The sequence below is a fragment of the Pseudomonas sp. P5_109 genome (genome assembly GCF_034009455.1).
Taxonomy (GTDB): domain Bacteria; phylum Pseudomonadota; class Gammaproteobacteria; order Pseudomonadales; family Pseudomonadaceae; genus Aquipseudomonas.
The window spans coordinates 331,476-357,059 of sequence record NZ_CP125380.1 but is presented as its reverse complement, the minus strand read 5'-3'; the positions used below and the strand labels follow the sequence as shown (position 1 = coordinate 357,059).

General features: G+C 60.2%; 26 protein-coding genes. 15 read left to right on the top strand and 11 right to left on the bottom strand.

What is annotated here, in order from left to right; all coding sequences use genetic code 11:
- Positions 1 to 60: 60 nt before the first annotated feature.
- The 5 genes from glnA to ntrC all read left to right on the top strand — a co-directional run bounded on the left by glnA (position 61) and on the right by ntrC (position 5,603).
- A complete protein-coding gene (glnA, locus tag QMK54_RS01585; RefSeq protein WP_008002929.1) occupies positions 61 to 1,467 on the top strand; it encodes a type I glutamate--ammonia ligase in 1,407 nt (468 codons plus the stop codon).
- 254 nt (positions 1,468 to 1,721) lie between these two features.
- Positions 1,722 to 2,237: a DUF4124 domain-containing protein gene (locus QMK54_RS01580; protein ID WP_320401939.1), complete on the top strand. Its 516-nt coding sequence runs from the start codon at positions 1,722 to 1,724 to the stop codon at positions 2,235 to 2,237.
- Positions 2,234 to 2,854 (top strand): DUF4124 domain-containing protein, encoded by a 621-nt coding sequence (locus tag QMK54_RS01575; protein ID WP_320401938.1) that lies wholly within the window; start codon positions 2,234 to 2,236, stop codon positions 2,852 to 2,854. The genes QMK54_RS01580 and QMK54_RS01575 overlap by 4 nt, the downstream gene beginning before the upstream one ends.
- Before the next feature lie 230 nt (positions 2,855 to 3,084).
- Positions 3,085 to 4,170: a nitrogen regulation protein NR(II) gene (gene glnL, locus QMK54_RS01570; RefSeq protein ID WP_223590517.1), complete on the top strand. Its 1,086-nt coding sequence runs from the start codon at positions 3,085 to 3,087 to the stop codon at positions 4,168 to 4,170.
- The gene (gene ntrC, locus QMK54_RS01565; RefSeq protein WP_320401937.1) at positions 4,167 to 5,603 is read left to right on the top strand and encodes a nitrogen regulation protein NR(I); all 1,437 of its coding nucleotides are present in this window, start codon (positions 4,167 to 4,169) and stop codon (positions 5,601 to 5,603) included. The genes glnL and ntrC overlap by 4 nt, the downstream gene beginning before the upstream one ends.
- A 559-nt stretch (positions 5,604 to 6,162) precedes the next feature.
- Here the strand turns inward: ntrC and QMK54_RS01560 are convergent.
- Entirely contained in the window at positions 6,163 to 6,603 is a 441-nt protein-coding gene (locus QMK54_RS01560) for a hypothetical protein (RefSeq protein ID WP_320401936.1), read from the bottom strand.
- Between QMK54_RS01560 and trmL the strand changes: the two genes are divergently transcribed.
- Positions 6,602 to 7,057: a tRNA (uridine(34)/cytosine(34)/5-carboxymethylaminomethyluridine(34)-2'-O)-methyltransferase TrmL gene (gene trmL, locus QMK54_RS01555; RefSeq protein WP_320401935.1), complete on the top strand. Its 456-nt coding sequence runs from the start codon at positions 6,602 to 6,604 to the stop codon at positions 7,055 to 7,057. The genes QMK54_RS01560 and trmL overlap by 2 nt on opposite strands.
- A 132-nt stretch (positions 7,058 to 7,189) precedes the next feature.
- Here the strand turns inward: trmL and secB are convergent, their stop codons facing one another.
- From secB to QMK54_RS01540, 3 genes are read right to left on the bottom strand one after another with little or no spacing between them, the layout of a single operon-like run.
- Positions 7,190 to 7,675, bottom strand: coding sequence for a protein-export chaperone SecB (secB, locus tag QMK54_RS01550; protein ID WP_110659532.1), 486 nt, complete (start codon positions 7,673 to 7,675; stop codon positions 7,190 to 7,192).
- Positions 7,676 to 7,731: 56 nt separating this feature from the next.
- On the bottom strand, positions 7,732 to 7,986 hold the full coding sequence (gene grxC / locus QMK54_RS01545; protein ID WP_110659531.1) for a glutaredoxin 3: 255 nt from the start codon (positions 7,984 to 7,986) through the stop codon (positions 7,732 to 7,734).
- Position 7,987: 1 nt separating this feature from the next.
- Positions 7,988 to 8,401 carry a rhodanese-like domain-containing protein gene (locus tag QMK54_RS01540; protein WP_110659530.1) on the bottom strand — a complete coding sequence of 138 codons (414 nt, stop codon included), beginning with the start codon at positions 8,399 to 8,401 and terminating at the stop codon, positions 7,988 to 7,990.
- A gap of 152 nt (positions 8,402 to 8,553) precedes the next feature.
- On the opposite strand from QMK54_RS01540, the gene gpmI reads away from it, so the two are divergent.
- The 5 genes from gpmI (at position 8,554) to QMK54_RS01515 (ending at position 15,172) form a co-directional block, all read left to right on the top strand.
- Positions 8,554 to 10,083, top strand: coding sequence for a 2,3-bisphosphoglycerate-independent phosphoglycerate mutase (gene gpmI / locus QMK54_RS01535; RefSeq protein WP_110659529.1), 1,530 nt, complete (start codon positions 8,554 to 8,556; stop codon positions 10,081 to 10,083).
- 252 nt (positions 10,084 to 10,335) lie between these two features.
- Positions 10,336 to 11,631 carry a murein hydrolase activator EnvC family protein gene (locus QMK54_RS01530; RefSeq protein WP_110659528.1) on the top strand — a complete coding sequence of 432 codons (1,296 nt, stop codon included), beginning with the start codon at positions 10,336 to 10,338 and terminating at the stop codon, positions 11,629 to 11,631.
- Between the two features lie 34 nt (positions 11,632 to 11,665).
- Complete coding sequence (locus QMK54_RS01525; protein WP_110659527.1) at positions 11,666 to 12,985, top strand: S41 family peptidase; 1,320 nt, start codon at positions 11,666 to 11,668, stop codon at positions 12,983 to 12,985.
- 1 nt (position 12,986) lies between these two features.
- Positions 12,987 to 13,763 carry a divergent polysaccharide deacetylase family protein gene (locus QMK54_RS01520; protein WP_223590523.1) on the top strand — a complete coding sequence of 259 codons (777 nt, stop codon included), beginning with the start codon at positions 12,987 to 12,989 and terminating at the stop codon, positions 13,761 to 13,763.
- A 113-nt stretch (positions 13,764 to 13,876) separates the two neighbouring features.
- On the top strand, positions 13,877 to 15,172 hold the full coding sequence (locus tag QMK54_RS01515) for a Vps62-related protein (RefSeq protein WP_320401934.1): 1,296 nt from the start codon (positions 13,877 to 13,879) through the stop codon (positions 15,170 to 15,172).
- Here the strand turns inward: QMK54_RS01515 and QMK54_RS01510 are convergent.
- From QMK54_RS01510 to QMK54_RS01480, 7 genes are all read right to left on the bottom strand, one after another.
- Positions 15,153 to 15,908: a substrate-binding periplasmic protein gene (locus tag QMK54_RS01510; protein ID WP_110659524.1), complete on the bottom strand. Its 756-nt coding sequence runs from the start codon at positions 15,906 to 15,908 to the stop codon at positions 15,153 to 15,155. The genes QMK54_RS01515 and QMK54_RS01510 overlap by 20 nt on opposite strands.
- Positions 15,909 to 15,986: 78 nt before the next feature.
- On the bottom strand, positions 15,987 to 16,757 hold the full coding sequence (gene hisF / locus QMK54_RS01505; protein ID WP_110659523.1) for an imidazole glycerol phosphate synthase subunit HisF: 771 nt from the start codon (positions 16,755 to 16,757) through the stop codon (positions 15,987 to 15,989).
- Positions 16,758 to 16,767: 10 nt separating this feature from the next.
- Positions 16,768 to 17,505: a 1-(5-phosphoribosyl)-5-[(5-phosphoribosylamino)methylideneamino]imidazole-4-carboxamide isomerase gene (hisA, locus tag QMK54_RS01500; protein ID WP_007972753.1), complete on the bottom strand. Its 738-nt coding sequence runs from the start codon at positions 17,503 to 17,505 to the stop codon at positions 16,768 to 16,770.
- Positions 17,506 to 17,547: 42 nt separating this feature from the next.
- The gene (locus tag QMK54_RS01495; RefSeq protein ID WP_110659522.1) at positions 17,548 to 17,805 is read right to left on the bottom strand and encodes a DUF2164 domain-containing protein; all 258 of its coding nucleotides are present in this window, start codon (positions 17,803 to 17,805) and stop codon (positions 17,548 to 17,550) included.
- Positions 17,806 to 18,444 (bottom strand): imidazole glycerol phosphate synthase subunit HisH, encoded by a 639-nt coding sequence (hisH, locus tag QMK54_RS01490; RefSeq protein ID WP_320401933.1) that lies wholly within the window; start codon positions 18,442 to 18,444, stop codon positions 17,806 to 17,808.
- The gene (hisB, locus tag QMK54_RS01485; protein ID WP_007897437.1) at positions 18,444 to 19,037 is read right to left on the bottom strand and encodes an imidazoleglycerol-phosphate dehydratase HisB; all 594 of its coding nucleotides are present in this window, start codon (positions 19,035 to 19,037) and stop codon (positions 18,444 to 18,446) included. The genes hisH and hisB overlap by 1 nt, the downstream gene beginning before the upstream one ends.
- A gap of 528 nt (positions 19,038 to 19,565) precedes the next feature.
- On the bottom strand, positions 19,566 to 21,230 hold the full coding sequence (locus tag QMK54_RS01480) for an OFA family MFS transporter (protein ID WP_320401932.1): 1,665 nt from the start codon (positions 21,228 to 21,230) through the stop codon (positions 19,566 to 19,568).
- Positions 21,231 to 21,454: 224 nt separating this feature from the next.
- On the opposite strand from QMK54_RS01480, the gene QMK54_RS01475 reads away from it, so the two are divergent.
- From QMK54_RS01475 to QMK54_RS01460, 4 genes are all read left to right on the top strand, one after another.
- Entirely contained in the window at positions 21,455 to 21,859 is a 405-nt protein-coding gene (locus tag QMK54_RS01475; protein ID WP_223590535.1) for an acetyl-CoA sensor PanZ family protein, read from the top strand.
- Between the two features lie 78 nt (positions 21,860 to 21,937).
- Entirely contained in the window at positions 21,938 to 24,169 is a 2,232-nt protein-coding gene (locus QMK54_RS01470) for an AsmA family protein (protein WP_320401931.1), read from the top strand.
- Positions 24,166 to 25,233 (top strand): A/G-specific adenine glycosylase, encoded by a 1,068-nt coding sequence (gene mutY / locus QMK54_RS01465; protein ID WP_320401930.1) that lies wholly within the window; start codon positions 24,166 to 24,168, stop codon positions 25,231 to 25,233. Before QMK54_RS01470 ends, mutY begins: the two co-directional genes overlap by 4 nt.
- On the top strand, positions 25,230 to 25,502 hold the full coding sequence (locus tag QMK54_RS01460) for an oxidative damage protection protein (RefSeq protein WP_007972770.1): 273 nt from the start codon (positions 25,230 to 25,232) through the stop codon (positions 25,500 to 25,502). Before mutY ends, QMK54_RS01460 begins: the two co-directional genes overlap by 4 nt.
- The last annotated feature ends 82 nt before the right edge of the window (positions 25,503 to 25,584 follow it).

Genomic DNA, 25,584 nt, shown 5'->3' with positions numbered 1-25,584 from the left:
GCCGGCATCACCCACATTTAAGGGCATCCACTACTAGCCCGAAGCCACCCGGAGGACACTATGTCGAAGTCGGTTCAACTCATCAAAGATCATGACGTCAAATGGATTGATCTGCGCTTCACGGACACCAAAGGCACTCAGCACCACGTGACCATGCCGGCTCGCGATGCGCTGGATGACGACTTCTTCGAAGTCGGCAAAATGTTCGACGGTTCCTCCATCGCTGGCTGGAAAGGCATCGAAGCCTCCGACATGATCCTGATGCCGGACGACTCCACCGCTGTTCTGGACCCGTTCACCGAAGAGCCGACCCTGATCCTGGTCTGCGACATCATCGAACCTTCGAGCATGCAAGGCTACGACCGCGACCCACGTGCGATCGCCAAGCGCGCTGAAGAGCACCTGAAGGCCACCGCTATCGGTGACACCGTATACGCCGGTCCAGAGCCAGAGTTCTTCATCTTTGACCAAGTGAAGTTCAAGTCCGACATTTCCGGTTCCATGTTCAAGATCTACTCCGAACAAGGTTCGTGGATGTCCGACCAGGACATCGAAGGCGGCAACAAGGGCCACCGCCCAGGCGTCAAAGGCGGCTACTTCCCGGTTCCACCGTTCGACCACGACCACGAAATCCGTACCTCCATGTGCAACGCACTGGAAGAAATGGGCCTGACCGTCGAAGTTCACCACCACGAAGTGGCAACTGCCGGCCAGAACGAAATCGGCGTCAAGTTCAACACTCTGGTGAAGAAAGCCGACGAAACCCAAACCCTGAAGTACGTCGTGCACAACGTTGCTGACGCTTACGGCCGCACCGCGACCTTCATGCCTAAGCCTCTGTACGGCGACAACGGCTCGGGTATGCACGTGCACATGTCCATCTGGAAAGATGGCAAGAACACCTTCGCTGGCGAAGGCTATGCCGGCCTGTCCGACACCGCGCTGTACTTCATCGGCGGCATCATCAAGCACGGTAAGGCCCTGAACGGCTTCACCAACCCGGCCACCAACTCCTACAAGCGTCTGGTTCCAGGCTTCGAAGCTCCAGTGATGCTGGCCTACTCGGCTCGCAACCGTTCCGCTTCGATCCGTATTCCTTACGTGTCGAGCCCGAAAGCCCGCCGTATCGAAGCACGTTTCCCGGATCCGGCTGCCAACCCGTACCTGTGCTTCGCCGCACTGTTGATGGCTGGCCTGGACGGCATCCAGAACAAGATCCACCCTGGCGACGCAGCTGACAAAAACCTGTACGACCTGCCGCCTGAAGAGGCGAAAGAGATCCCACAAGTTTGCGGCAGCCTGAAAGAAGCCCTGGAAGAGCTGGACAAAGGTCGTGCGTTCCTGACCAAAGGCGGCGTTTTCAGCGACGACTTCATCGACGCTTACATCGCCCTGAAAAGCGAAGAAGAAATCAAGGTACGTACCTTCGTACACCCACTGGAATACGAGCTGTACTACAGCTGCTGATCCGGTAGCGCCGCGACACGCGGCGTGACAAAAAGAGGCCTCCTTCGGGAGGCCTTTTTTATGCCCATACAAAGATCAAATGTGGGAGCGGGCTTGCTCGCGAAAGCAATCTGCCTGACACATTGATCTTGAATGTGCCGGCGCCTTCGCGAGCAAGCCCGCTCCCACAGGGGATCTCAAATGTTTCGCGGCTTGGGGAAACCACCAAGCCTGGCCTATGCTGCAACCCAACATTTTCGCTTGCGGTCGATTCCATGGGTCGTGTTTTTTTCTTCATCCTGCTGCTGATCGCCCTGCCCGCCGCGGCGCAGATCTACAAGTACACGGACGCCAACGGCGCTACCGCCTACAGCAATCAACCGCCTGACGGCGTCAGCGCCCAAGCGATCGACTTGCCGCCCCTCAACAGTGTCGAACGCCAGCCTCAAGGCGAAAACGCACCCACTGCTCAAGCCACTGGTAATGAACAGCCCCACAAGACCTATGAAGTGCTGGAGCTGACCGGCCTGCCCACCCGCGAAGCCCTGCGCGCCAACAACGGCACGTTCACCGTGACGGTACTGATCAAGCCGCGCCTGCAAGCCCCCCACCTGTTGCGCCTGCTGCTGGACGACCAGCCCTACGGCCAGCCAGGCAATGTGCCGATTCTGCAACTGGTGAACATTGATCGCGGCGAACACCGCCTCGCCGTACAAGTGATAGATGGCGAAAACGTTGTGCAGCAAAGCCCCACCACAAGCGTCACCGTGCAACGAGTGCACACGCCATGAAGACCTGGCTGCTGATCGCCTTCTTCATCGCGCTGCCCGCATCGGCGGAGGTCTTTACTTACGTTGACCCCCAAGGCAATCGGGTTTTCACCGATCGACCCAAGCCCGGTAACGTCAAGCGGGTGCCGCTGAGCAAAAGTAATCAATTGGCTGCCCACCCCATCACGGCCGCGCCCTTGATCGCAGCAACAACGCCCGAAGAGCAACCGGCATTCCACTACGACCTGCTGCGCATCCTGGTACCGGAGCCAGACGCGACCATCCGCGACAACGCTGGCGAAGTCATCGTCAGCGCCACCAACGAGCCCGGCCTGCAACCCGGTCACCGCTACCGGCTGCTGCTCGATGGCCAACCCACCGCCGAGCCCGGCCTGAGCCCGGTGTTCCCGTTGAGCAACATCGATCGCGGCAGCCATACCCTGTCCGTGGAAATCCTCGACGAACAGGGGCGCATCGTCGAACGCACCGCCAACCAACCCTTCCATATGCAGCGCACATCCCTCGCCCAGAAGCGCAAGATCAAACCCTGCACCCTCGATGACTACGGCCAGAGGCCGGAATGCCCCCTCAGCGACAAGCCCGCCGAAGAAAAAAATCCTTTCCAGCGACTTTTTTAACCTCGTTCAGGTTTGCGCACTATATTGGTGCAATTGCTTGCACCGTACTCACATTGCAACCCATTTTGGTTCGAAACTACCCGCGAAAGCTGGCAAAGCGCCACGCAAACGAGCGTCAAACGCCCGTTTCAGGCCTTTAGCGCTTCTTTTCGGAGCCTTGGTTTGGTTTTTGCATTTTCCCCGCATCAACGCTTGTTTCTTGCGCATGCTCCGCCCCAAAAGAGGTCCCGATGACCATTAGCGACGCACTCCACCGTTTGCTACTCGACAACCTCACCACCGCCACCATCCTGCTCGACGCCGAACTGCGCCTCGAGTACATGAACCCGGCGGCGGAGATGCTGCTGGCCATCAGCGGTCAGCGTAGCCATGGGCAGTTCATCAGTGAACTGTTTACCGAATCGACCGAGGCGCTGAACTCGTTGCGCCAGGCAGTCGAACAAGCGCACCCGTTCACCAAGCGCGAAGCCTTGCTCACCGCCCTCACTGGCCAGACCCTGACCGTCGACTACGCGGTTACGCCGATTCTGAGCGATGGCCACACGATGCTGCTGCTCGAAGTCCACCCTCGTGACCGCCTGCTGCGGATCACCAAGGAAGAAGCACAGCTGTCCAAACAGGAAACCAGCAAGATGCTGGTGCGCGGCCTGGCCCATGAAATCAAGAACCCCTTGGGCGGGATTCGCGGCGCGGCTCAATTGCTGGCCCGGGAGCTGCCGGAAGAAAGCCTGCGCGATTACACCAACGTCATCATCGAAGAAGCCGACCGCCTGCGTAACCTGGTGGACCGCATGCTCGGTTCCAACAAGCTGCCTTCACTGGCCATGTGCAATGTCCACGAAGTGCTTGAACGGGTCTGCCATCTGGTGGAAGCCGAAAGCCAGGGCTGCATCACCTTGGTGCGCGACTACGACCCAAGCATTCCTGACGTCCTGATCGATCGCGAGCAAATGATCCAGGCGGTGCTGAACATCGTGCGCAATGCGATGCAGGCCATCAGCAGCCAGAACGAGCTGCGCCTGGGCCGCATCAGCCTGCGCACCCGCACCATGCGCCAGTTCACCATTGGCCACGTACGCCATCGCCTGGTGACCAAGATCGAGATCATCGACAACGGCCCGGGCATTCCCGCGGAACTTCAGGAAACCATCTTCTTTCCCATGGTCAGCGGTCGTCCGGACGGTACCGGGCTGGGCTTGGCCATTACCCAGAACATCATCAGCCAGCACCAGGGCCTGATCGAATGTGACAGCCACCCCGGCCACACCACTTTCTCGATCTTTCTGCCACTGGAACAAGGAGCCACATCGACATGAGCCGTAGTGAAACCGTGTGGATCGTCGATGACGACCGTTCTATCCGTTGGGTCCTGGAAAAAGCCTTGCAACAGGAAGGCATGACCACGCAAAGCTTCGACAGCGCCGATGGCGTGATGAGCCGCCTGGCGCGCCAGCAGCCAGACGTGATCATCTCCGACATCCGCATGCCCGGCGCCAGCGGCCTGGACCTTCTGGCGCGGATTCGCGAGCAGCACCCCCGGCTGCCGGTGATCATCATGACCGCTCACTCCGATCTGGACAGCGCTGTCGCGTCCTATCAGGGCGGCGCCTTCGAGTACTTGCCCAAACCGTTCGATGTGGACGAAGCGGTGTCGCTGGTCAAACGCGCGAACCAGCACGCTCAGGAACAGCAAGGCCTGGAAGTCCCGGTCGCCTTGACCCGCACCCCGGAAATCATCGGTGAAGCGCCGGCAATGCAGGAGGTGTTTCGCGCCATCGGCCGCCTGAGCCATTCCAACATCACCGTGCTGATCAACGGCGAGTCCGGTACCGGTAAGGAACTGGTGGCCCACGCCCTGCACCGTCACAGCCCGCGAGCCGCTTCGCCGTTCATCGCGCTGAACATGGCGGCGATCCCCAAGGACCTGATGGAATCCGAACTGTTCGGCCATGAAAAAGGCGCCTTTACCGGCGCGGCCAACCTGCGTCGCGGGCGCTTCGAGCAGGCGGACGGCGGCACGCTGTTCCTCGACGAAATCGGCGACATGCCGGCAGACACCCAGACCCGCTTGCTGCGCGTACTGGCTGATGGCGAGTTCTACCGCGTCGGCGGCCATGTGCCGGTGAAGGTCGATGTGCGCATCATCGCCGCGACTCACCAGAACCTGGAAACCCTGGTGCATGCCGGGAAATTCCGCGAGGACCTGTTCCATCGCCTCAACGTGATCCGCATCCATATCCCGCGCCTGTCGGACCGTCGCGAAGACATCCCGACCCTGGCCAAGCACTTCCTCAGCCGCGCCGCCCAGGAGCTGGCCGTCGAGCCGAAGCTGCTGAAAAGCGAAACCGAGGAATACCTGAAGAACTTGCCGTGGCCAGGCAACGTGCGGCAGCTGGAGAACACCTGCCGCTGGATCACGGTGATGGCTTCGGGTCGCGAAGTGCACATCGGCGACCTGCCGCCGGAACTGCTGAGCCTGCCACAGGATTCGGTACCCGTGACCAACTGGGAACAGGCCCTGCGCCAGTGGGCTGACCAGGCACTGGCCCGCGGCCAATCGAGCCTGCTCGACAGCGCCGTGCCGGCCTTCGAGCGGATCATGATCGAGACCGCCCTCAAACACACCGCCGGTCGCCGCCGCGATGCCGCCGTTTTGCTGGGTTGGGGACGTAATACCCTGACACGCAAGATCAAGGAATTGGGGATGAAGGTGGATGGCGGGGATGATGATGAGGGGGATGAGGGCTAAACAGCCTTTGGTTCTTCGCTGATCATTAGATCCAATCGCGGGCAAGCACACCCCCCTGTGGGAGCGGGCTTGCTCGCGAAGGCGTCGTGTCAGTCGACATTCATGCTGTGTGATCAACCGCATTCGCGAGCAAGCCCGCTCCCACACTTGGCGCTTTGTGCACCGACTGAATGCACCGTGAACCGCAATCGCGCACAAAAACTGCTTCCAAACCCCGCCTGCATTCGCTATCGAACCCCTATCGAAAAAACATGAAAGCCCCGGATTACGGGGCTTTCGGCGTTTTTTGTTTCGCAATGTTAAAACCTGGCACGCCCCCTGCAATAACCTTTTCAAGTGAATCAGTTCACCTACCCAGTTTCGGGGACCTTGGTACAGGCAGGCCGGGGATTCCCCTCTTTACACCGGGCTCACACCGCAACCGCGACGAGCCCAGCCGTTTTGGGGCCCTTGATACAGGCAGGTCAGGGGTTCCTTCTTTACACCCGGCTCACACCGCACTCGCGACGAGCCTGCCGTTTTGGGGACCTTGGTACAGGCAGGCCGGGGATTCCCTCTTTTATTGCTCCCGGAGAAGGATCTCCAACCGCCAGCGGTCATCGACCTCGCTACCGGCCCACTCGCCCTGCAGGGACCGGGCCGCCACCAGCGTCAGCAACAACCCCCCATCGCTCAAACGTACCCGCCAGTTCACGTCCTTGCCGTCGAGCTTGAGCTGGCCTTTCTGCGCCTTGCCCTCGGCGCCAAACAGCAGCGCGACACTGCCGTCGACGATTTCGCCGTGGGTCTTGGGTTCGTTGTTGAACCACACCACCAGTCCGTCGCCGGTCACTTCAACCTGCTGCAACTGACTGGGGTCTGGCGTGGTCAGGCGACCGATCATCATACCGACCATCACCCCGACAATCGCCAGCGAGCCCATCACCCGCAGGAATAGTTTCGAACGCACGCCTGCTTGCGGCGTAGAATGCCCGTCATCTTTACCTTCGGAGCCGTGCATGTTTCACGTCATCCTTTTCCAACCAGAAATTCCGCCGAATACCGGCAACGTTATCAGGCTGTGCGCCAACAGTGGCTGCCACCTGCATTTGATCGAACCGCTGGGCTTCGAGATGGACGACAAGCGCCTGCGCCGGGCCGGCCTCGACTACCACGAGTATGCCACCCTGCAACGCCACGCGGACCTTGCCAGCTGCCTGGATAGCCTCGGCCATCCTCGGCTGTTCGCGTTCACCACCAAGGGTTCGCGGCCGTTCCACGATGCCAGCTTTGCCCCGGGTGATGCGTTTCTCTTTGGTCCGGAAAGCCGGGGCTTGCCCGCCGAGGTACTCGATGCCCTGCCCAGCGAGCAACGCCTGCGCCTGCCGATGCGCGAAGGCTGCCGTAGCCTGAACCTGTCGAATACCGTGGCCGTCGCCGTTTACGAAGCCTGGCGTCAGAACGACTTCAAATAACACCGCATAACAAATGTGGGAGCGGGCTTGCTCGCGAAGGGGTCATCAGCTTCAACATGAATGTTGACTGAAAAACCGCTTTCGCGAGCAAGCCCGCTCCCACATTGGACTTGCTTCGACGCTCAAAAATGCTTACTGAACGGTCGGAGTCTCGCCAGCCGCCTGCATGCGTTGCAGCTCTTGCGCGTACAGCGCATCGAAGTTCACCGGAGCCAGCATCAGTGCCGGGAACGAACCGCGGGTCACCAGGCTGTCCAGGGTTTCGCGAGCATACGGGAACAGGATGTTCGGGCAGAACGCACCCAGGGTGTGGCTCATCGAAGCGTCGTCCAGGTTCTTGATCAGGAAGATCCCGGCCTGTTGCACTTCAGCGATGAACGCCACTTCGTCACCGTTTTTCACGGTAACCGACAGGGTCAGCACGACTTCGTGGAAGTCGGATTCCAGCGACTTTTGACGGGTGTTCAGATCCAGCGCGACGCTCGGCTCCCACTGCTGGCGGAAGATCGCCGGGCTTTTCGGAGCTTCGAAGGACAGGTCACGCACATAAATGCGCTGCAAGGAGAATTGCGGTGCAGTTTCTTCTTCGTTCGCAGCAGTGTTCTGTTGGTCAGTCATCGCAGATCCTTCTTGATCCAGGGTTCTTTTAGGTTTGCTGGTTTGGGGTATTGCCGTCAGGCCTTGAGCAGCGCGTCGAGCTTGCCGGCGCGCTCCAGGGCGAACAAATCATCACAACCGCCCACGTGGGTGCTGCCGATCCAGATTTGCGGCACGGACGTACGTCCGGCCTTCTGGGCCATCGCAGCGCGCACCTGCGGCTTGCCATCGACCTTGATCTCTTCGAAGGCCACGCCTTTGCTCACGAGCAGATGTTTGGCCCGGGAACAATAACCGCAGTAATCGCTGGAATAGACGACGACGCTACTCATATCACTTCACCAACGGCAGATTGTCGGCTTTCCAGCTGGAGATACCGCCGGACAGCTTGGCGGCGGTGAAGCCGGATTTCATCAATTCGCGGGCGTGGGTGCCGGCGGTCTGGCCCATGGCGTCGACCAGGATGATGGTCTTGGCCTTGTGTTTTTCCAGCTCGCCAACGCGGGCGGCCAGTTTGTCCTGGGGAATGTTCACCGCACCGACAATGTGACCGGCGGCGAAATCCTTGGTTGGACGAATGTCGATCACCACGCCTGCGTCCTTGTTGACCAGCCCGGTCAGTTCGCCGGTGCTCAGGCTACGGCCGCCGCCCTGCATTTGGTAGGCAATCAGCAACGCCAGCAGTACGACGAAGATACCGACGAGAATGTAGTGGTTAGTGGCGAATTCAATCAGGTGAGCAACCATCGAAGGAGGTTCCAGGGCGTTAAAATGTCGGCCAGTATACACAGCCACTATGGTGGGCCAAACCCCGTCCGGCGGTGACGTGGCCGGAACTTCGCTTTAAACTGCGACTCCCTTTTCCATTGCCCCTTTTTACTTAAGCCAGAGCGGATTCCATGACTACCACGCCTAAACCTTTGGTCCTGATGATTCTCGACGGCTTCGGTCACAGCGACAATCCCGAATCCAACGCCATTTTTGCGGCGAAGAAGCCTGTACTGGACCGTCTGTGGGCCACCGTGCCGAACGGCCTGATCTCGGGCAGCGGCATGGACGTCGGCTTGCCGGACGGCCAGATGGGCAACTCCGAAGTCGGCCACATGAACCTCGGTGCCGGTCGCGTGGTGTATCAGGACTTCACTCGTGTCACCAAATCGATCCGTGACGGCGAGTTCTTCGAGAACCCGACCATCTGCGCTGCCGTGGACAAAGCCGTCGCCGCCGGCAAAGCCGTGCATTTCATGGGCCTGCTGTCCGATGGCGGCGTGCATAGCCACCAGGATCACCTGGTCGCCATGGCCGAACTGGCCTTCAAGCGCGGCGCGCAAAACATCTACCTGCACGCCTTCCTCGACGGCCGCGACACCCCGCCGAAAAGCGCGCAATCGTCGATCGAGCTGCTCGACGCGACCTTCCAGGCCCTGGGCAAAGGCCGGATCGCCAGCATCATCGGCCGTTACTTCGCCATGGACCGCGACAACCGCTGGGACCGTGTGTCCCAGGCCTACAACCTGATCGTCGACGGCCAGGGCGAGTTCAACGCCGCCACCGCCCAGGAAGGCCTGCAAGCAGCTTACGAGCGTGGCGAGAGCGACGAATTCGTCAAGGCCACCTCCATCGGTGAGCCGGTAAAAGTCGAAGACGGCGATGCCGTGGTGTTCATGAACTTCCGCGCCGACCGCGCCCGCGAGCTGACCCGCGTATTCGTCGAAGACAGCTTCAGTGAGTTCGAGCGCGCGCGCCAGCCGAAACTGGCCGGTTTCGTCATGCTGACCCAATACGCCGCGAGCATCCCTGCGCCATCGGCCTTCGCCGCCGGCAGCCTGGAAAACGTGCTGGGCGACTACCTGGCGAAAAACGGCAAGACCCAGCTGCGCATCGCTGAAACCGAAAAATACGCCCACGTGACGTTCTTCTTCTCCGGCGGCCGCGAAGAACCGTTCCCGGGCGAAGAGCGCATCCTGATTCCGTCGCCAAAAGTCGCCACCTATGACCTGCAGCCGGAAATGAGCGCACCGGAAGTCACCGACCGCATCGTCGACGCCATCGAAAACCAGCGTTACGACGTGATCGTGGTCAACTACGCCAACGGCGACATGGTCGGCCACAGCGGCGTGTTCGAAGCGGCGGTCAAGGCGGTTGAATGCCTGGACCTGTGCGTGGGTCGCATCGTCGATGCCCTGGAAAAGGTCGGCGGCGAAGCGTTGATCACCGCCGACCACGGTAACGTCGAGCAAATGGCCGATGAATCCACCGGCCAGGCGCACACCGCACACACCACCGAGCCGGTGCCTTTCATCTATGTTGGCAAGCGCGATTTGAAAGTTCGCGAAGGCGGGGTTCTGGCGGACGTGGCGCCGACCATGCTGAAGCTGTTGGGCCTCGAGCAACCGGCGGAAATGACCGGGACTTCGATTCTGGTGTAACCCGGTCGAACAAACACTGAAATGCCCTTGTAGGAGCTGGCTTGCCAGCGATAGCAATTTGACTGTCAGCATCTATGTTGACTGATCCTCCGCCATCGCTGGCAAGCCAGCTCCTACAGTGTTTGTGGTGGTTTTGAAGGCTAAATCCCCACACACTTCCCTCCAGTTATCACACAGTCAGAAATGGGCATTTTTTTTGCCGCCCATGGCGGGCATACTAGGCCGTCCCTTTCCCTGGTGCCGCCCGCCTCTATGCTTCGCGTCCTGATAGCCCTAGCCCTGACATGCCTGCTCCAACCGGCCTTTGCCGACGAGCGCGCAGAGACCCAACAACAGTTGGACGCCACGCGTCAGGACATTGCCGAGCTGAAGAAACTGCTGGGCAAGCTGCAGGAAGAAAAGTCCGGCGTGCAGAAAGAGCTCAAGGGCACCGAAACCGAAATGGGCAAGCTCGAGAAGCAGGTCGAAGCCCTGCAAAAAGAGCTGAAGAAAAGCGAAGCCGAGCTGCAGCGACTCGATGCCGAGAAAAAAAAACTCCAGAGCGCGCGCACTGAACAGCAACGACTGATCGCCATGCAGGCCCGGGCGGCCTACCAGAACGGTCGTCAGGAGTACCTCAAGCTGCTGCTCAACCAGCAGAATCCGGAAAAATTCGCCCGCACCCTCACCTATTACGACTACCTGAGCCAGGCCCGCCTGGAGCAGTTGAAGAATTTCAACGAAACCCTGCGCCAACTGAGCAATGTCGAAAAAGACATCGCCATGCAGCAGGCGCAATTGTTGGTGCAGCAAAGCAGCCTCGACACCCAGCGTGGCGAACTCGAGAAAGTTCGCCAGGAGCGCCAGCAAGTCCTGGCCAAACTCAATGACGACGTAAAGGCTCGCGATCAGAAACTGGCGGCGCGCGAGCAGGATCAGGCAGACCTGTCTAAAGTCCTTAAAACCATTGAAGAAACTCTGGCCCGCCAGGCCCGTGAGGCAGAAGAAGCGCGACAAAAAGCGCTGATTGCCCAGCAGGAAGCCGAAAAAAAGCGTTTACGTGAGGCCCAGGCGCAGGCAGATGCCAGCGACGACGCCCCACGCAAACCAGTCAGATCGACACCTGGCGCACTGGTTTCCAGCTCCGGCGAGACCTTTGGCGGCCCGTTTTCTTCAACCCGCGGCAAACTTCCCTGGCCTGTCGATGGTCGATTGCTGGCGCGCTTCGGTGAAAGCCGTGGCGATGATGCACGGACCAAGTGGGATGGCGTGATGATTGGCGCGTCTGCCGGCAGTGCGGTGCATGCCGTACACGGTGGTCGCGTGGTGTTCGCCGACTGGTTGCGCGGTGCCGGGCTGCTGGTGATTCTCGACCACGGCAATGGCTATTTGAGTTTGTACGGTCACAACCAGACGCTGCTCAAGTCTGCAGGTGACGTTGTAAAAGCCGGTGAGCCTATTTCCACTGTCGGTAACAGTGGCGGGCAGGACACACCAGCACTGTATTTCGCAATTCGTCAGCAGGGTCATCCGAGTGACCCGGCGCAATGGTGCCACGCGCAAGGATAGGCGTTGAGTTACCTACATTAGGAGTTCGTTCGACATGCTGCATTTGTCCCGCCTTACCTCGCTGGCCCTGACGATCGCCCTGGTGATCGGCGCGCCTCTGGCGTTTGCCGCTCAACCAGCCCCGGCGGTTGCGCCGGCGGGCACTGCCGCGACCACCAAGGCGCCACTGCCGCTGGACGAGTTGCGCACCTTTGCCGAGGTGATGGACCGGATCAAGGCCGCTTATGTCGAACCGGTGGACGACAAGACCCTGCTGGAAAACGCCATCAAGGGCATGCTCAGCAACCTTGATCCGCATTCGGCCTACCTCGGCCCTGAAGATTTCGCCGAGCTGCAGGAAAGCACCAGCGGGGAATTCGGTGGTCTTGGCATCGAAGTCGGCGCCGAAGACGGTTTCATCAAGGTGGTTTCGCCCATCGATGACACTCCAGCCTCCAAGGCCGGCATCCAGGCCGGCGACTTCATCGTCAAGATCAACGGCCAGCCCACCCGCGGCCAGAGCATGACCGAAGCCGTGGACAAGATGCGCGGCAAGATCGGCGAAAAAATCACCCTGACCCTGGTACGCGATGGCGGCCCGCCGTTCGACGTGACCCTGGCCCGCGCCGTCATTCAAGTGAAGAGCGTGAAGAGCCAGTTGCTGGAATCGGGCTACGGCTACATCCGCATCACCCAGTTCCAGGTCAAGACCGGCGAAGAAGTCTCCAAGGCCCTGGCCAAACTGCGCAAGGACAACGGCAAGAAGCTCAAGGGCATCATTCTCGACCTGCGCAACAACCCGGGCGGCGTGTTGCAGGCGGCGGTGGAAGTGGTCGACCACTTCATCACCAAGGGCCTGATCGTTTACACCAAGGGTCGCATCGCCAACTCCGAGCTGCGCTTCTCTGCCACCGGCAAGGACGAAAGCGAAGCCGTGCCGATGGTCGTGTTGATCAACGGCGGCAGCGCCTCGGCTTCGGAAATTGTCGCCGGCGCCCTGCAGGACCAGAAACGCGCCGTGCTGATGGGCACCACCAGTTTCGGTAAAGGTTCGGTGCAAACCGTGCTGCCGCTGAACAATGATCGCGCCTTGAAGATCACCACGGCGCTGTATTACACGCCGAACGGCCGCTCCATCCAGGCCCAGGGCATCGTCCCGGACATTGAAGTGCGCAAGGCCAAGATCACCAGCGAGCAGGACAACGAGTACTTCAAGGAAGCTGACTTGCAGGGTCACCTGGGCAACGGCAACGGCGGCGCCGACAAACCGACCGGTTCCAGCGGCAAAGCCAAGCCGATGCCACAGGACGATGATTACCAATTGGCCCAGGCCCTGAGCCTGCTCAAAGGGCTGAGCATCACGTCCGGCCGTTGAGATGTTTGTGCGGTTGCTGATCGGTCTGTTGTGTTGTCTGGCGGGTGTTGCTCACGCAGAGCCCGCCGGATCGACGCCTCACAAAGCCTACCTGAGCCTGATCATCGATGACCTGGGGCAGAACCTGCCCCGGGATCGCCGCGTGCTGGCCCTGCCCGGCCCGGTGACGGCGGCGATCATGCCCGATACCCCCCACGCCAGCGAATTCGCCCGCGAAGCCCACAAAGCAGGCAAAATCGTCATCCTGCACATGCCCATGGACCCGGCTACCGGCCCGTTCGCCTGGCATCCTGAACTACCCATCGAAGAACTCGAAAAGCGCCTCGACGCCGCGTTCAAAATGGTCCCGTACACCAGTGGCATCAACAATCACATGGGCAGCCGCATGACTGCCCAGCGACCGGCCATGGCCTGGCTGATGGCCGAACTGCAGCGGCGACACAAGCTCTTCGTCGATAGCCGCACCAGTGCGCAGACTGTCGCGGCGGCCGAGGCACAGAGGATCGGCCTGGCGAGCGTTTCGCGGGATGTTTTTCTCGATGATGAGCCAACGGAAGCGGCGATCCTCATACAGCTACAGACGGCAATCAGTCTTGCGCACAAACAGGGTTCGGCGGTGATGATCGGTCATCCGTACCCGCAGACACTGGCGGTGCTGGAGCGGGAGCTGCCCAAACTGAAGGCCCAGGGGATTGAGTGGATTGATATCAAGCAAATGATCAGTGTGCGCGGCAACCGGGCAACCGCCGCCCATGGCAAAGACGGCATTTACAGATAAAAACCTCCACAACCTATAAATAATTACCGCCAGACGCCTGGTCCATTTCCCGATAGTGCGAACTCCACAGTTCGAGGCTCTCCCGAGCCACTCCTCAACTATCAGGATTGACTATGCAAACCAACGACAGCCCGGCCGCCAGGCCAATGGAACCGATAAAATTCGGCAATCTGCTGATCAACTTCACGACTGAGTTCTACCGGATCTGGGACACCAAGGGCTCGCGCTCCGCCCCTGCTACCTTTTGGCGTCCTACACCAGCACCTGATGCTCTGCCGGGTTACTTCCCACTGGGCGACATCGCTGTATCCGGGGACCTCAACATAAACGGAAAAAGAGTGACGGCGGTTGTCTGCGAGGGTGATCCCCAGGGCGCAGATTCCCTCAAAGGCAAAGCACTCAGCCCACCTGATGACTTTGAACAGGTCTGGAAAGATTCAGGATCGGGGTCAACCGTGGACGGTGCGATATGGCGCCCGATCCCGCCTGATGGATACGTGGCGCTGGGGTTGGTGTGCTCCAATGGCCACGCAAAACCTTCGCTCAACGCGGTACGTTGCGTCCGCTCGGACCTGGTGGTCGCTTCAAGTGTCGGCGATACGATCTGGAGCGACAGAGGCAGTGGCGCCAAACAGAACTTTAGCGCCTGGAGCCTGGAGCCCCCGGCCGCAGCGGCGGGAGAGATAAACTTTGCGCCCGGCACCTTTGTCGGCGTCAACAGCTATACCAAGCCTGCGACACACGGCGCTGCCTATTCATTGCGGATGCAGATCCCTCTCCAGATCATTTCCACACCAGAGGTTCCAGTACTCACCGGCTTCGGATTTCCTCCCACCCTCGACACATCCCGAGCAACTCAAATCGCCAGGATCCCTTGGTTCGCGGTCAAGGACGACACCCTGTCACCTGTCGAGAAACTGAACAAATCACCGTTCTACCGCCTGGAAAGAACAGACGAATATCAGCTCATTGGATACGCCCATAACGAAGGCGCAAAGGGCAGGTTCTTCAAATGGGCAGTGCCACGGGGGTTGGTCCGCAGTATTTTGCAGATATTCACCAACACCACATCTATCAAGTTCGAAACCGAATGGCCGATCGAGGCTTCGGACGCTGTGCGACCAATAAACTTTTCGGCAAGACTGGACAGGAACTTCGCTCGCACCGAACCATCAGCAGCAGGCTGGAGCAGCCCGAAAACCGCAGAAGTTGTCGCCATCGCTCCCAAGAGCAAGCTTTTGGCGGTTTATCAGCTGCACAGCCACTACGACCTGCTGCGTGAAGATGGCACGCAAGCGGGAATCAACCTGCCTTACACCGATAACGACAGTTTTTACCTGGCCGAATATCCGCCTGAAGAAAGTGAAGTCAACGCTAGCCAGCCAACGGCTACAGATACCTCGCCATGATCTCGTCGACCCTTCCGTCCTTGCGCATCTGATCCAGCGCTGCCTGCAGCCTGGCAACAGTTTCGTCCGGCACATTCCTGTTCAGCGCCAGGTACAGCTCGGCGCTGTTGAAGCGAAGTACCGTCTTGAGCCCGGTTACCCCGTCCTGGCGCGCCAGATAGCGCCCGGCCGGGTCACCGGTGGCCCACAGATCAATCTGACCACTGACCAGTTTCTTCGCATTGTCCTGATCGCGCAGCACTACCGTCGGCTTCAAGCCCTGCTTGGCAAGCGTCATGGCAATGGCATCGCCCTTGTAGGCGCCAATCTTGTACTTGCGCGCGTCATCCAGGGTTTCGAGGGTGATCTTGCTGTCAGCCTTGGCCAACATGATCCAGTCGTCCGGACCGATCGGCCCGACCCACTTGAACAGACTCTCGCGGTCCGGCAGGCGCGCCATGACGAAGGCCCCGTAACCGGGGTTTTCCAGGGCGAGCTTGTAGACTCGCTCCCAGGGGAAGCGCAGGGTCAGGCTGTAGGTAATATCAGCGCGCTTGAACATCTCACGGACGATGTCCGTGGCGATGCCATTGATGTTCTCGTCCTGAGCGAAGTTCTTGCCGTTCTTCGCCATGTTGTACGGCGGGAAGTTTTCCGTCAGCAACACCAGGTCGGTATCGGGGCTGTCTTTAGCGTTTGCTCCGTTGATCAACAACAGGGAAGCGCTGGCAAGGACGAGAAGAAAGCGTTTAAGCATGTCTGGCTACCGAAATCCATGGCGTACCCAAGAGTGCCTTGGGCACGCCATGATGTCCACTGGCCTGCATTGGATTGTTCAGCGCATCACGATGCCGCGATGGGCCATATAGGCCTTGGCTTCCTGCACCGTGTATTCACCGAAGTGGAAAATACTCGCCGCCAAAACCGCACTGGCGTGGCCTTCGATAATGCCGTCCGCCAGGTGCTGAAGGTTGCCGACACCACCCGAGGCGATCACTGGAATGCCCAGCGCATCGCTGATGGCACGGGTCACGCCCAGGTCGAAGCCGTTTTTCATGCCGTCCTGGTCCATGCTGGTCAGCAGGATTTCACCAGCACCCAGGCCTTCCATTTTCTTCGCCCACTCAACGGCGTCGAGTCCGGTTGGCTTGCGCCCGCCATGGGTGAAGATTTCCCAGCGCGGGGTTTCGCCAGGAGCGGAAACCTTCTTCGCGTCGATGGCAACGACGATGCACTGCGAGCCGAAATGCTGCGCGGCTTCGCCGACAAATTCCGGGTTGAACACCGCTGCGGTGTTGATCGAAACCTTGTCCGCGCCGGCATTGAGCAGGTTGCGGATGTCCTGCACGGTGCGTACACCGCCACCCACGGTCAGCGGGATGAACACCTGGCTGGCCATGCGCTCGACGGTGTGCAGCGTAGTGTCGCGACCGTCGACGCTGGCGGTGATGTCGAGAAAGGTAATCTCGTCGGCGCCCTGCTCGTCGTAACGACGGGCGATTTCCACCGGGTCACCGGCGTCGCGGATGTTTTCGAATTTCACACCCTTGACCACCCGGCCGTTGTCCACGTCCAGGCAAGGGATGATGCGTTTGGCCAGGGCCATGGTCGTTTCCTCAGCCTTTGTACGAATCGCAGAAAGCTTGCGCTTCGGCGACGTCGAGGGTGCCTTCGTAGATCGCACGACCGGTAATGGCGCCGATGATGCCTGGCGCCTTGGCGTCGAGCAGGGTCTTGATGTCACCCAGGTTATGGATGCCGCCGGAAGCGATCACCGGGATCTTGGTGGCAGCAGCCAGCGCAGCGGTGAACGGAACGTTGCAGCCCTGCATCATGCCGTCTTTGGCGATGTCGGTATAAACGATCGCGGACACGCCGTCGGCTTCGAACTGCTTGGCCAGGTCGATCACCTGGATGGTGCTGATTTCAGCCCAGCCGTCGGTAGCAACGAAACCGTCCTTGGCGTCCAGGCCGACAATCACTTTACCCGGGAACGCGCGGCAGGCTTCGGCAACGAAAGCCGGATCTTTCACGGCTTTGGTGCCGATGATCACGTAGCTCACGCCAGCCTTCACGTAGTGCTCGATGGTTTCCAGGGAGCGGATACCGCCGCCGATCTGGATCGGCAGGTTCGGGTAGCGTTTGGCGATGGCGGTGACCACTTCGCCGTTGACTGGCTGGCCTTCGAAGGCGCCGTTAAGGTCGACCAGATGCAGACGACGGCAACCGCCCTCCACCCACTTGGCAGCCATGCTCACCGGGTCATCGGAGAACACTGTGGAATCTTCCATGCGGCCCTGGCGCAGACGAACACAGGCACCGTCTTTAAGATCGATAGCGGGAATAATAAGCATCTGGCAAACCTTCAAATTTGAATGTTCAGCTTGGCTCGGAAATCAGTTTTTCTCGAGCGCCCACAGGTCGCTTTCGATGCTTTCGAACCTCTCTTTGAGGTGCGTCTGCACATCGAAAATCGCCCTGTTGTAATAGTGCGGAGCAATTTCACGGGTAAACAGCTCAAGAATCTCCGCCGCCTCGAACGAGCCGAGGTCGAGTTCGAAGCGGTCTTCCATGAAACGCTTGATCTTGCGATTGGCCTCGCTCTCCTGCTCGGGAGTGAGGGTCAGAATCGGCGGTTTCTTCTTGATTGCCATTTACCAGCGACCGTCCCACGCAGCGAAGTTCTGCAGCAATTGCAGGCCATGGGTATGGCTTTTCTCCGGGTGGAACTGCACGGCGAAACGCGAGCCTTCGGCCAGCGCCGCGGCGAAATCGACACCGTAGTGACCGCCACCTACCACCTGACGCGCATTGGCGGCCGCGATGTAGTAGCTGTGCACGAAGTAGAAACGCGCCATGTCCGGAATGTCATGCCACAGCGGGTGACTGACCTTCTGCTTCACTTCGTTCCAGCCCATGTGCGGGACTTTCAGGTGTTCGCCGTCTTCGACCAGATCCTTGCCGAAGAACTTCACCGCGCCCGGGAACAGGCCGATGCAGTCGACGCCGTCGTTCTCTTCGCTGGTGTCGAGCAAGGCTTGCATGCCCACGCAGATGCCAAGGAACGGACGATCCTGGCTGACTTCACGCACCAGCGAGTCGAAGCCCAGGCGACGGATCTCGGCCATGCAATCGCGGATCGCGCCGACGCCGGGGAAAACCACCCGGTCGGCTTCGCGAATCACGGTGGCATCGCTGGTGATCAAGACCTTGCCGGCACCCACGTGCTCGAGGGCCTTGGCCACCGAGTGCAGGTTGCCCATGCCGTAATCGATAACCGCGACTGTCTGCATTACAGGACGCCCTTGGTCGAAGGCATCTGCCCGGCCATGCGGTCATCGAGTTCGACGGCCATGCGCAGGGCGCGGCCGAAAGCCTTGAACACGGTTTCGATCTGGTGGTGGGTGTTGGTGCCACGCAGGTTATCGATGTGCAGGCTGACCAATGCATGGTTGACGAAGCCCTGGAAGAACTCCTGGAACAGGTCAACGTCGAAGCCGCCGACGGTGGCGCGGGTGTACGGAACATGCATCTGCAGGCCTGGACGGCCGGAGAAGTCGATCACCACGCGCGACAGCGCTTCATCGAGCGGCACGTAGGCGTGGCCGTAGCGACGGATGCCTTTCTTGTCGCCGATGGCTTTGGCAAACGCCTGGCCGAGGGTGATACCGACGTCTTCCACGGTGTGGTGGTCATCGATATGCAGGTCGCCCTTGCTGACAATATCCAGGTCGATCAGCCCGTGACGGGCGATCTGGTCCAGCATGTGCTCAAGAAAAGGAACACCGATATCAAATCGGGCCTTTCCGGTGCCATCAAGGTTGATCGAGGCTTTGATCTGGGTTTCCAGAGTGTCGCGCTCGACAGACGCCATACGTTCGGCCATCACCAGCTCCGCAAAATCATTGGGCGAAAAAGGCAGCCATTATAGGCGTGCGGGCGCCAAACAGAAACACGCGAGGTGATATCGCTGACGGAGTGAATTCAGCAACCCCGCAGGCATACCTGTCATGACATGTAGGAGCTGGCTTGCCAGCGATAGCGGTGTGTCTGACACACCGCGTTGCATTGATCGCCAGCAAGCCGGCTCCTACAGGGATGTTGCGCCCGACGAGCTTTTGTAGGAGCTGGCTTGCCAGCGATGGCGGCGTGCCTGACACACCGCGTTGCATTGATCGCCAGCAAGCCGGCTCCTACAGGGATGTTGCGCCCGACGAGCTTTTGTAGGAGCTGGCTTGCCAGCGATGGCGGCGTGCCTGACACACCGCGTTGCATTGATCGCCAGCAAGCCGGCTCCTACAGGGATGTTGCGCCCGACGAGCTTTTGTAGGAGCTGGCTTGCCAGCGATGGCGGCGTGCCTGACACACCGCGTTGCATTGATCACCAGCAAGCCGGCTCCTACAGGGGTTGGCGTTAGTGGAAGAGCACCGCCGTCTTCTGCAAGGTCACCCAAACACCCCACGCCAGCGGAATGCCCACCACCAGCCACGCCGCAATCGCCAACGGCTTGGTGCCCGGCGCGGCTTTCCACTCCAGCACGGTCGTGCTGTCCGCGCCTTTGTCATGGCCCAGCGCCTGTTCGGCGGCCAGTTCGGCGTCGGTCATGAAGTATTTGTCCGCCACCGGACGCACCAGCAGGTTGCACAGGAAACCCAGCACCAGCAGGCCGGCAAGGATGTACAGGGTGATGTCGTAGGCCGCCGCACGCTCGACGCCGATGCTCAGTTGATACTCACGCAGGTAGTTCACCAGCACCGGACCAAGCACGCCGGCAGCCGCCCACGCCGTCAGCAGGCGACCGTGGATCGCCCCGACCATTTGCGTGCCGAACAGGTCCGCCAGATAGGCCGGAACCGTCGCGAAACCACCGCCGTACATCGACAGGATGATGCAAAACGCTGCTACGAACAGCGCGATGCTCCCCAGGTGACCAAGGTTCGGAATCAGTCCGTACAGGGCAAAGCCCAGGGCGAAAAACACGAAGTAAGTGTTTTTGCGACCCAGGTAATCCGAGAACGAGGCCCAGAAGAAACGCCCGCCGATGTTGAACAGGCTGAGCAAACCGGTGAACCCGGCAGCGATGGCGGCGATCGAAGCCAGTTGCGAGGCGTCGAGTTGGCCGAAGGTCAGGTCATTGCCCAGCAACTTGCCAGCGAACACTTCCTGCAACAGTGGCGACGCCATGCCGAGGATGCCGATACCGGCCGATACGTTCAAACACAGCACCAGCCACACCAGGCGGAATTGCGGGGTCTTCCAGGCAACGTTCACGTGAACATGACGATGAGTGATCATCGCGTTCGAGACTTTTTTCGCCGGAGCGGTCCAGCCCTCAGGCTTCCAGCCGGTTGGCGGCACGCGATAGGACAGCGCACCACCGATCATGAACACGAAGTAGATCGCGGCCATCACCAGGAAGCTCTGCCACACGCCGACGCTGGTTGGCGAAGCGAAATGCCCCATCAACGCCGCCGCCAGCGGAGCACCGACCATCGCGCCGCCGCCGAAGCCCATGATCGCCATGCCGGTGGCCATGCCGCGCTTGTCCGGGAACCATTTGATCAGGGTCGACACCGGCGAAATGTAACCCAGGCCCAGGCCGATACCGCCAATGACCCCGGAGCCGATCCACATCAGCCAGATCTGGTGGGTATACACCCCCAGCGCCGAAATCAGCAGGCCACCGCACCAGCACAGCGCCGATACAACACCGGCCTTGCGCGGCCCGGCATGTTCCAGCCAGCCACCCCAGATGGCCGCCGAGCAGCCCAGGAAAATGAAGAACAGAGTGTAGATCCAGCCGAGCATCGAGATCGGCCAGTCACACTGGGACGAAAAGACTTGAGCGATAAAGCTCATGTCCGGCGCGCAGGCTACCGGAGCGGTGATGCCCAGCGCCTTGGACAACGGCAACCAGAACACCGAAAAGCCGTAGGCCATGCCGATGCACAAGTGGATGGCCAGCGCGGCCGGTGGTACCAGCCAGCGGTTGAACCCGGGCTTGGCGATGATCCGCTCCTTGGACAGGAACGCGGGCTGGTCGGCGCTGAAGCCGTCCGCCGTAGTGCTCGTAGTCATTGTGTATCCCCCAATTATTAGTATGGTTCGCCAGCCACGGTTCACTCCCGGCCTTTTGCACGCACGCATGACCGTTTTTTCGGTGGAGCACCTTGTTGTGCGACAACAAGTCGTAGAAGGACGGACGAACGGGCGAAGGTTACCATTTGCAGGTGACAGAAAAACCAAACTGACATCACGCTTTGTACGTTATCCGATCTCTCATTTACCTTACAGGAATCACCATGCCGATCATTGTCGAGCCGCTGAACCAAGCAACGCCCCAGGATCGGCAGGATCTGCAGAAGATCTACCACGACGCTCCGGATTGGCTGTTCGCGCCTTTTTCCGGGGAAGCGCAGCTGATCGAAGACTGTTTGCGCGATGGCACACTGATCGCTGGACGCTTCAATGATCGCCTGCTGGGCGCAGCCCGCCTGCAAAGGCACCAAGACGCCTGGCATTTGTCACAAATATGTGTGCGAAAAATTACCCGTCGCCGAGGTGTTGCCGAGCGACTGGTGGCCGAGGCCCAGAAAATGGCCGCGCAATCGGGCAAGACGCTGCGCCTGCTGGCGCCTGCCGGGCATCTCGAGGCGCAGGCACTGGCCGCCAAACTGAAACTGCCGCTGGATGTATTGCCGGTGTGATCGCTGACCGGTCGTCCGTTCCGGGGCGCTATACTCCCCGGCTAAATTTTGAAATCGATTAATTACAAGGACTCGCCCATGAAAGCGTTCGGCAAAATCCTGGGTCTGGTACTTCTCGGGCTGTTGCTGATCATTGTGGCGCTGGGCTTTGCCCTGACCCACCTCTTCGATCCCAACGACTACAAAGACGAGATTCGCCAGATTGCCCGCGACAAGGCTCACATCGAGCTGACGCTCAATGGCGATATCGGCTGGAGCCTGTTCCCCTGGCTGGGCCTGGAGCTGCACGACGCCAGTGTCGCGACCATGGTCAAACCGACCGAACCGTACGCCGACTTGCAGATGCTTGGCCTGTCGGTGCGGGTACTGCCGCTGCTGCGCCGTGAAGTGCAGATGAGCGACGTACGCGTCGAAGGCCTGAACCTGCGCCTGACCCGCGACAAGGATGGTCATGGCAACTGGGAGGACATCGGCAAGCTGCCGGCAACGGCCGGCACCGACGCGACCGTCACCCCGCCCGCTGCCAGCGAACCTGCGCCCGACGCCAGCGTTGCAGCGGAAAAACCGCCGCAGCCGATCCGCCTGGACATCGACAGCCTGACCGTGAACAACGCACGGGTTGAATACACCGACGAGCGCACCGGCAAGAGTTTCAGCGCCGAAAGCATCCAGTTGAGCACCGGCGCGGTTCACGACTCCGTCAACATTCCGCTCAAGCTCACGGCTTTCCTGTCTGCCAACCAGCCTGCATTGCGAGTGCGCACCGAGCTCAATGGCGAGTTGCGCATCGCGCGTGCACTGCAACGCTATCAATTCGAAGACATGAAGTTGTCCGGTGAAGTGACCGGCGACCCGCTGCAAGGCAAGAGCATGACCTTCTCCGCTCAGGGCCAACTGGTACTGGACAAGGCCGCCAACGTTGCCGAGTGGACCGGTCTCAAGATCTCCGCCAACCAATTGCGGGCACTGGGTGAACTGAAGGTCAACGACCTCGACAAAACTCCACAAGTCAGTGGCGGCATCTCGATAGCCCAGTTCGACCTGGCGAAATTCGTCGACAGCATCGGCCAGAAACTCCCAGCCATGGCCGAAGGCAGCCTGAGCAAAGTCGAGCTGGTCAGCCGAATCGCAGCGACACCCACCAGCCTGGCGCTCGACAACCTCAACCTGAAACTCGACGACAGCACGCTCAGCGGCCGCATCGCCGTCGAAGACTTCGCCAAGCAATCGCTGCGCGCCGTGCTCAAGGCCGACACCTTCAACGTCGACCGTTACCTGCCGCCGAAATCCGCCGAGGCCAATAGCGCGACACAAGTGCGCCAGGCCGAAGTCGCCAGCACTGAAGCCGATGCCATGGCCGGCGCGGGCAGCACACCACTGCCACCCGCACCGACCAAGGACGCCTGGAGCAACGAACGCCTGTTACCAGTGGAGCGCTTGAGCAAGCTCGATGTGGACGCCGACCTGACCTTCGGCCAGTTGACCCTGCTAAAACTGCCGATCCATAACGCTGCGCTCAAGGCCACCGGCCAGGGCGGCCTGCTGACGCTGGCCAACCTGCGCGGCGATCTGTACGAGGGCAACTTCGAAAGCACCGGCACGCTCGATGTGCGTCAGGCAGTACCGGCGTTGAATCTGCAGACGAAGATCAGTCGGGTACCGGCAGAAAAAATCCTCGAGAGCCAGGGCAAGAATCCGCCGGTCAAAGGCCTGGTCACGCTAAACAGCAGCCTGACGGGCAACGGCAACAGCCAGAAAGCGTTGATCGAAACCCTCAACGGCAACGCCAGCTTTGTCATCAACAATGGCGTGCTGCTCAACGCCAACCTTGAGCAACAGCTGTGCAAAGGCATCGCCACGCTCAACCGCAAAACCCTCAGCGGCGAGCCGCGGGGCAAGGACACACCGTTCCAGGAGCTCAAGGGCAACCTGACCTTGCGTAATGGCGTGGCCAGCAACCCGGACCTGAAAGTGCGCATCCCGGGCATGACCGTCAACGGTGACGGCGATGTCGATCTGCGGGTGCTGGGCATGGACTACCGCGTCGGCATCATCGTCGAAGGCGATACCAGCGCCATGCCTGACCCGGCCTGCCAGGTCGGCGACAAGTTTGTCGGCATCGAGTGGCCGCTGCGTTGCCGTGGTCCGCTGGAACTGGGCGCCAAGGCCTGCCGCCTGGATAACGAACGCATGGGCCAGGTCGCGAGCAAACTGGCTGGCGAGCGGATCAGCGAGAAAATCGACGAAAAACTGGGCGACAAGGTCAACCCGCAACTCAAAGACGCGCTCAAGGGGCTGTTCAAGCGATGAGAGCCGAGCAGTTTTCAACGGCGGTGCTGGACTGGTTCGACCGCCACGGCCGTCACGATTTGCCCTGGCAGCAAGGCATCAACCCGTATCGGGTGTGGGTCTCGGAAATCATGCTGCAGCAAACCCAGGTCAGCACCGTGCTGAACTACTTCGACCGTTTCATGGCCTCGCTGCCAACGGTCGAGGCCCTGGCGGCGGCACCGGAAGACGAAGTGCTGCATCTGTGGACGGGCCTGGGTTACTACACCCGCGCGCGCAATTTGCAGAAGACCGCGAAGATCGTCGTCGAGCAGTACGGCGGCGAATTTCCCCGGGACGTGGAAAAACTTACTGATTTGCCGGGGATCGGCCTGTCCACCGCTGGCGCGATCGCCAGCATCAGCATGGGCCTGCGTGCGCCGATCCTCGATGGCAACGTCAAACGCGTCCTGGCACGCTTTACCGCGCAAGAGGGTTACCCAGGCGAACCAAAGGTCGCCAAACAGCTCTGGGCCAACGCTGAGCGCTTTACGCCGCAGACCCGTGTCAACGCCTACACCCAGGCGATGATGGACCTCGGTGCCACGCTCTGCACCCGCAGCAAACCCAGTTGCCTGTTGTGTCCGCTGGAAAAGGGCTGTGAGGCGCATATGCTTGGCCTGGAAACCCGCTACCCGATCCCCAAGCCGCGCAAAGCCATCCCGCAGAAGCGCACGCTGATGCCGATGCTCGCCAATGCCGAGGGCGCCATCCTGCTTTACCGTCGCCCCTCCACGGGCCTCTGGGGCGGTTTGTGGAGCCTGCCGGAACTCGACAACCTCGACGACCTGGAACATCTGGCGGCGCAGCACTCGCTGGAACTGGGCACACAGCAGGCATTGCCAAGCCTGGTGCACACCTTCAGCCATTTTCAGTTATCCATCGAACCCTGGCTGGTTCAGGTCCAGGAGGCCGGCCATCACGTGGCCGAGGCCGACTGGCTCTGGTATAACCTCGCCACCCCGCCGCGCCTGGGCCTTGCCGCCCCGGTCAAAACCTTGCTCGAACGCGCGGCCGCCGTATTGAACGCAGGAGAGTCGTCATGACCCGCACCATCATGTGCCGCAAGTACAAAGAAGAATTGCCAGGCCTGGAGCGCGCTCCCTTCCCGGGCGCCAAAGGCCAGGACATTTTTGACCACGTCTCGGCCAAGGCCTGGGCCGACTGGCAAAAACACCAGACCCTGCTGATCAACGAAAAACGCCTGAACATGATGAACGCCGAAGATCGCAAATATCTTCAGGGCGAAATGGACAAGTACTTCTCCGGCGAGGATTACGCCAAGGCCGAAGGCTACGTACCACCATCGGAATAACCCCGATAAATCGGGGGTCGGATCGTAAGCGACGGTAATAATTAAAATTTTTTTGAAAACTTGCTTGACGACCCCCTGAAAA

Coding starts and splice junctions, on each gene's coding strand:
- hisA (WP_007972753.1), bottom strand. CDS start 17,505: ATGCTTATTATTCCCGCTATCGATCTTAAAGACGGTGCCTGTGTTCGT.
- glnL (WP_223590517.1), top strand. CDS start 3,085: ATGACCATTAGCGACGCACTCCACCGTTTGCTACTCGACAACCTCACC.
- QMK54_RS01460 (WP_007972770.1), top strand. CDS start 25,230: ATGACCCGCACCATCATGTGCCGCAAGTACAAAGAAGAATTGCCAGGC.
- mutY (WP_320401930.1), top strand. CDS start 24,166: ATGAGAGCCGAGCAGTTTTCAACGGCGGTGCTGGACTGGTTCGACCGC.
- QMK54_RS01530 (WP_110659528.1), top strand. CDS start 10,336: ATGCTTCGCGTCCTGATAGCCCTAGCCCTGACATGCCTGCTCCAACCG.
- QMK54_RS01525 (WP_110659527.1), top strand. CDS start 11,666: ATGCTGCATTTGTCCCGCCTTACCTCGCTGGCCCTGACGATCGCCCTG.
- trmL (WP_320401935.1), top strand. CDS start 6,602: ATGTTTCACGTCATCCTTTTCCAACCAGAAATTCCGCCGAATACCGGC.
- hisB (WP_007897437.1), bottom strand. CDS start 19,037: ATGGCCGAACGTATGGCGTCTGTCGAGCGCGACACTCTGGAAACCCAG.
- ntrC (WP_320401937.1), top strand. CDS start 4,167: ATGAGCCGTAGTGAAACCGTGTGGATCGTCGATGACGACCGTTCTATC.
- glnA (WP_008002929.1), top strand. CDS start 61: ATGTCGAAGTCGGTTCAACTCATCAAAGATCATGACGTCAAATGGATT.
- QMK54_RS01520 (WP_223590523.1), top strand. CDS start 12,987: ATGTTTGTGCGGTTGCTGATCGGTCTGTTGTGTTGTCTGGCGGGTGTT.
- grxC (WP_110659531.1), bottom strand. CDS start 7,986: ATGAGTAGCGTCGTCGTCTATTCCAGCGATTACTGCGGTTATTGTTCC.
- QMK54_RS01560 (WP_320401936.1), bottom strand. CDS start 6,603: ATGCACGGCTCCGAAGGTAAAGATGACGGGCATTCTACGCCGCAAGCA.
- QMK54_RS01495 (WP_110659522.1), bottom strand. CDS start 17,805: ATGGCAATCAAGAAGAAACCGCCGATTCTGACCCTCACTCCCGAGCAG.
- hisF (WP_110659523.1), bottom strand. CDS start 16,757: ATGGCCCTGGCCAAACGCATCATCCCTTGCCTGGACGTGGACAACGGC.
- QMK54_RS01470 (WP_320401931.1), top strand. CDS start 21,938: ATGAAAGCGTTCGGCAAAATCCTGGGTCTGGTACTTCTCGGGCTGTTG.
- QMK54_RS01515 (WP_320401934.1), top strand. CDS start 13,877: ATGCAAACCAACGACAGCCCGGCCGCCAGGCCAATGGAACCGATAAAA.
- secB (WP_110659532.1), bottom strand. CDS start 7,675: ATGACTGACCAACAGAACACTGCTGCGAACGAAGAAGAAACTGCACCG.
- QMK54_RS01475 (WP_223590535.1), top strand. CDS start 21,455: ATGCCGATCATTGTCGAGCCGCTGAACCAAGCAACGCCCCAGGATCGG.
- QMK54_RS01510 (WP_110659524.1), bottom strand. CDS start 15,908: ATGCTTAAACGCTTTCTTCTCGTCCTTGCCAGCGCTTCCCTGTTGTTG.
- gpmI (WP_110659529.1), top strand. CDS start 8,554: ATGACTACCACGCCTAAACCTTTGGTCCTGATGATTCTCGACGGCTTC.
- QMK54_RS01580 (WP_320401939.1), top strand. CDS start 1,722: ATGGGTCGTGTTTTTTTCTTCATCCTGCTGCTGATCGCCCTGCCCGCC.
- hisH (WP_320401933.1), bottom strand. CDS start 18,444: ATGCAGACAGTCGCGGTTATCGATTACGGCATGGGCAACCTGCACTCG.
- QMK54_RS01540 (WP_110659530.1), bottom strand. CDS start 8,401: ATGGTTGCTCACCTGATTGAATTCGCCACTAACCACTACATTCTCGTC.
- QMK54_RS01480 (WP_320401932.1), bottom strand. CDS start 21,230: ATGACTACGAGCACTACGGCGGACGGCTTCAGCGCCGACCAGCCCGCG.
- QMK54_RS01575 (WP_320401938.1), top strand. CDS start 2,234: ATGAAGACCTGGCTGCTGATCGCCTTCTTCATCGCGCTGCCCGCATCG.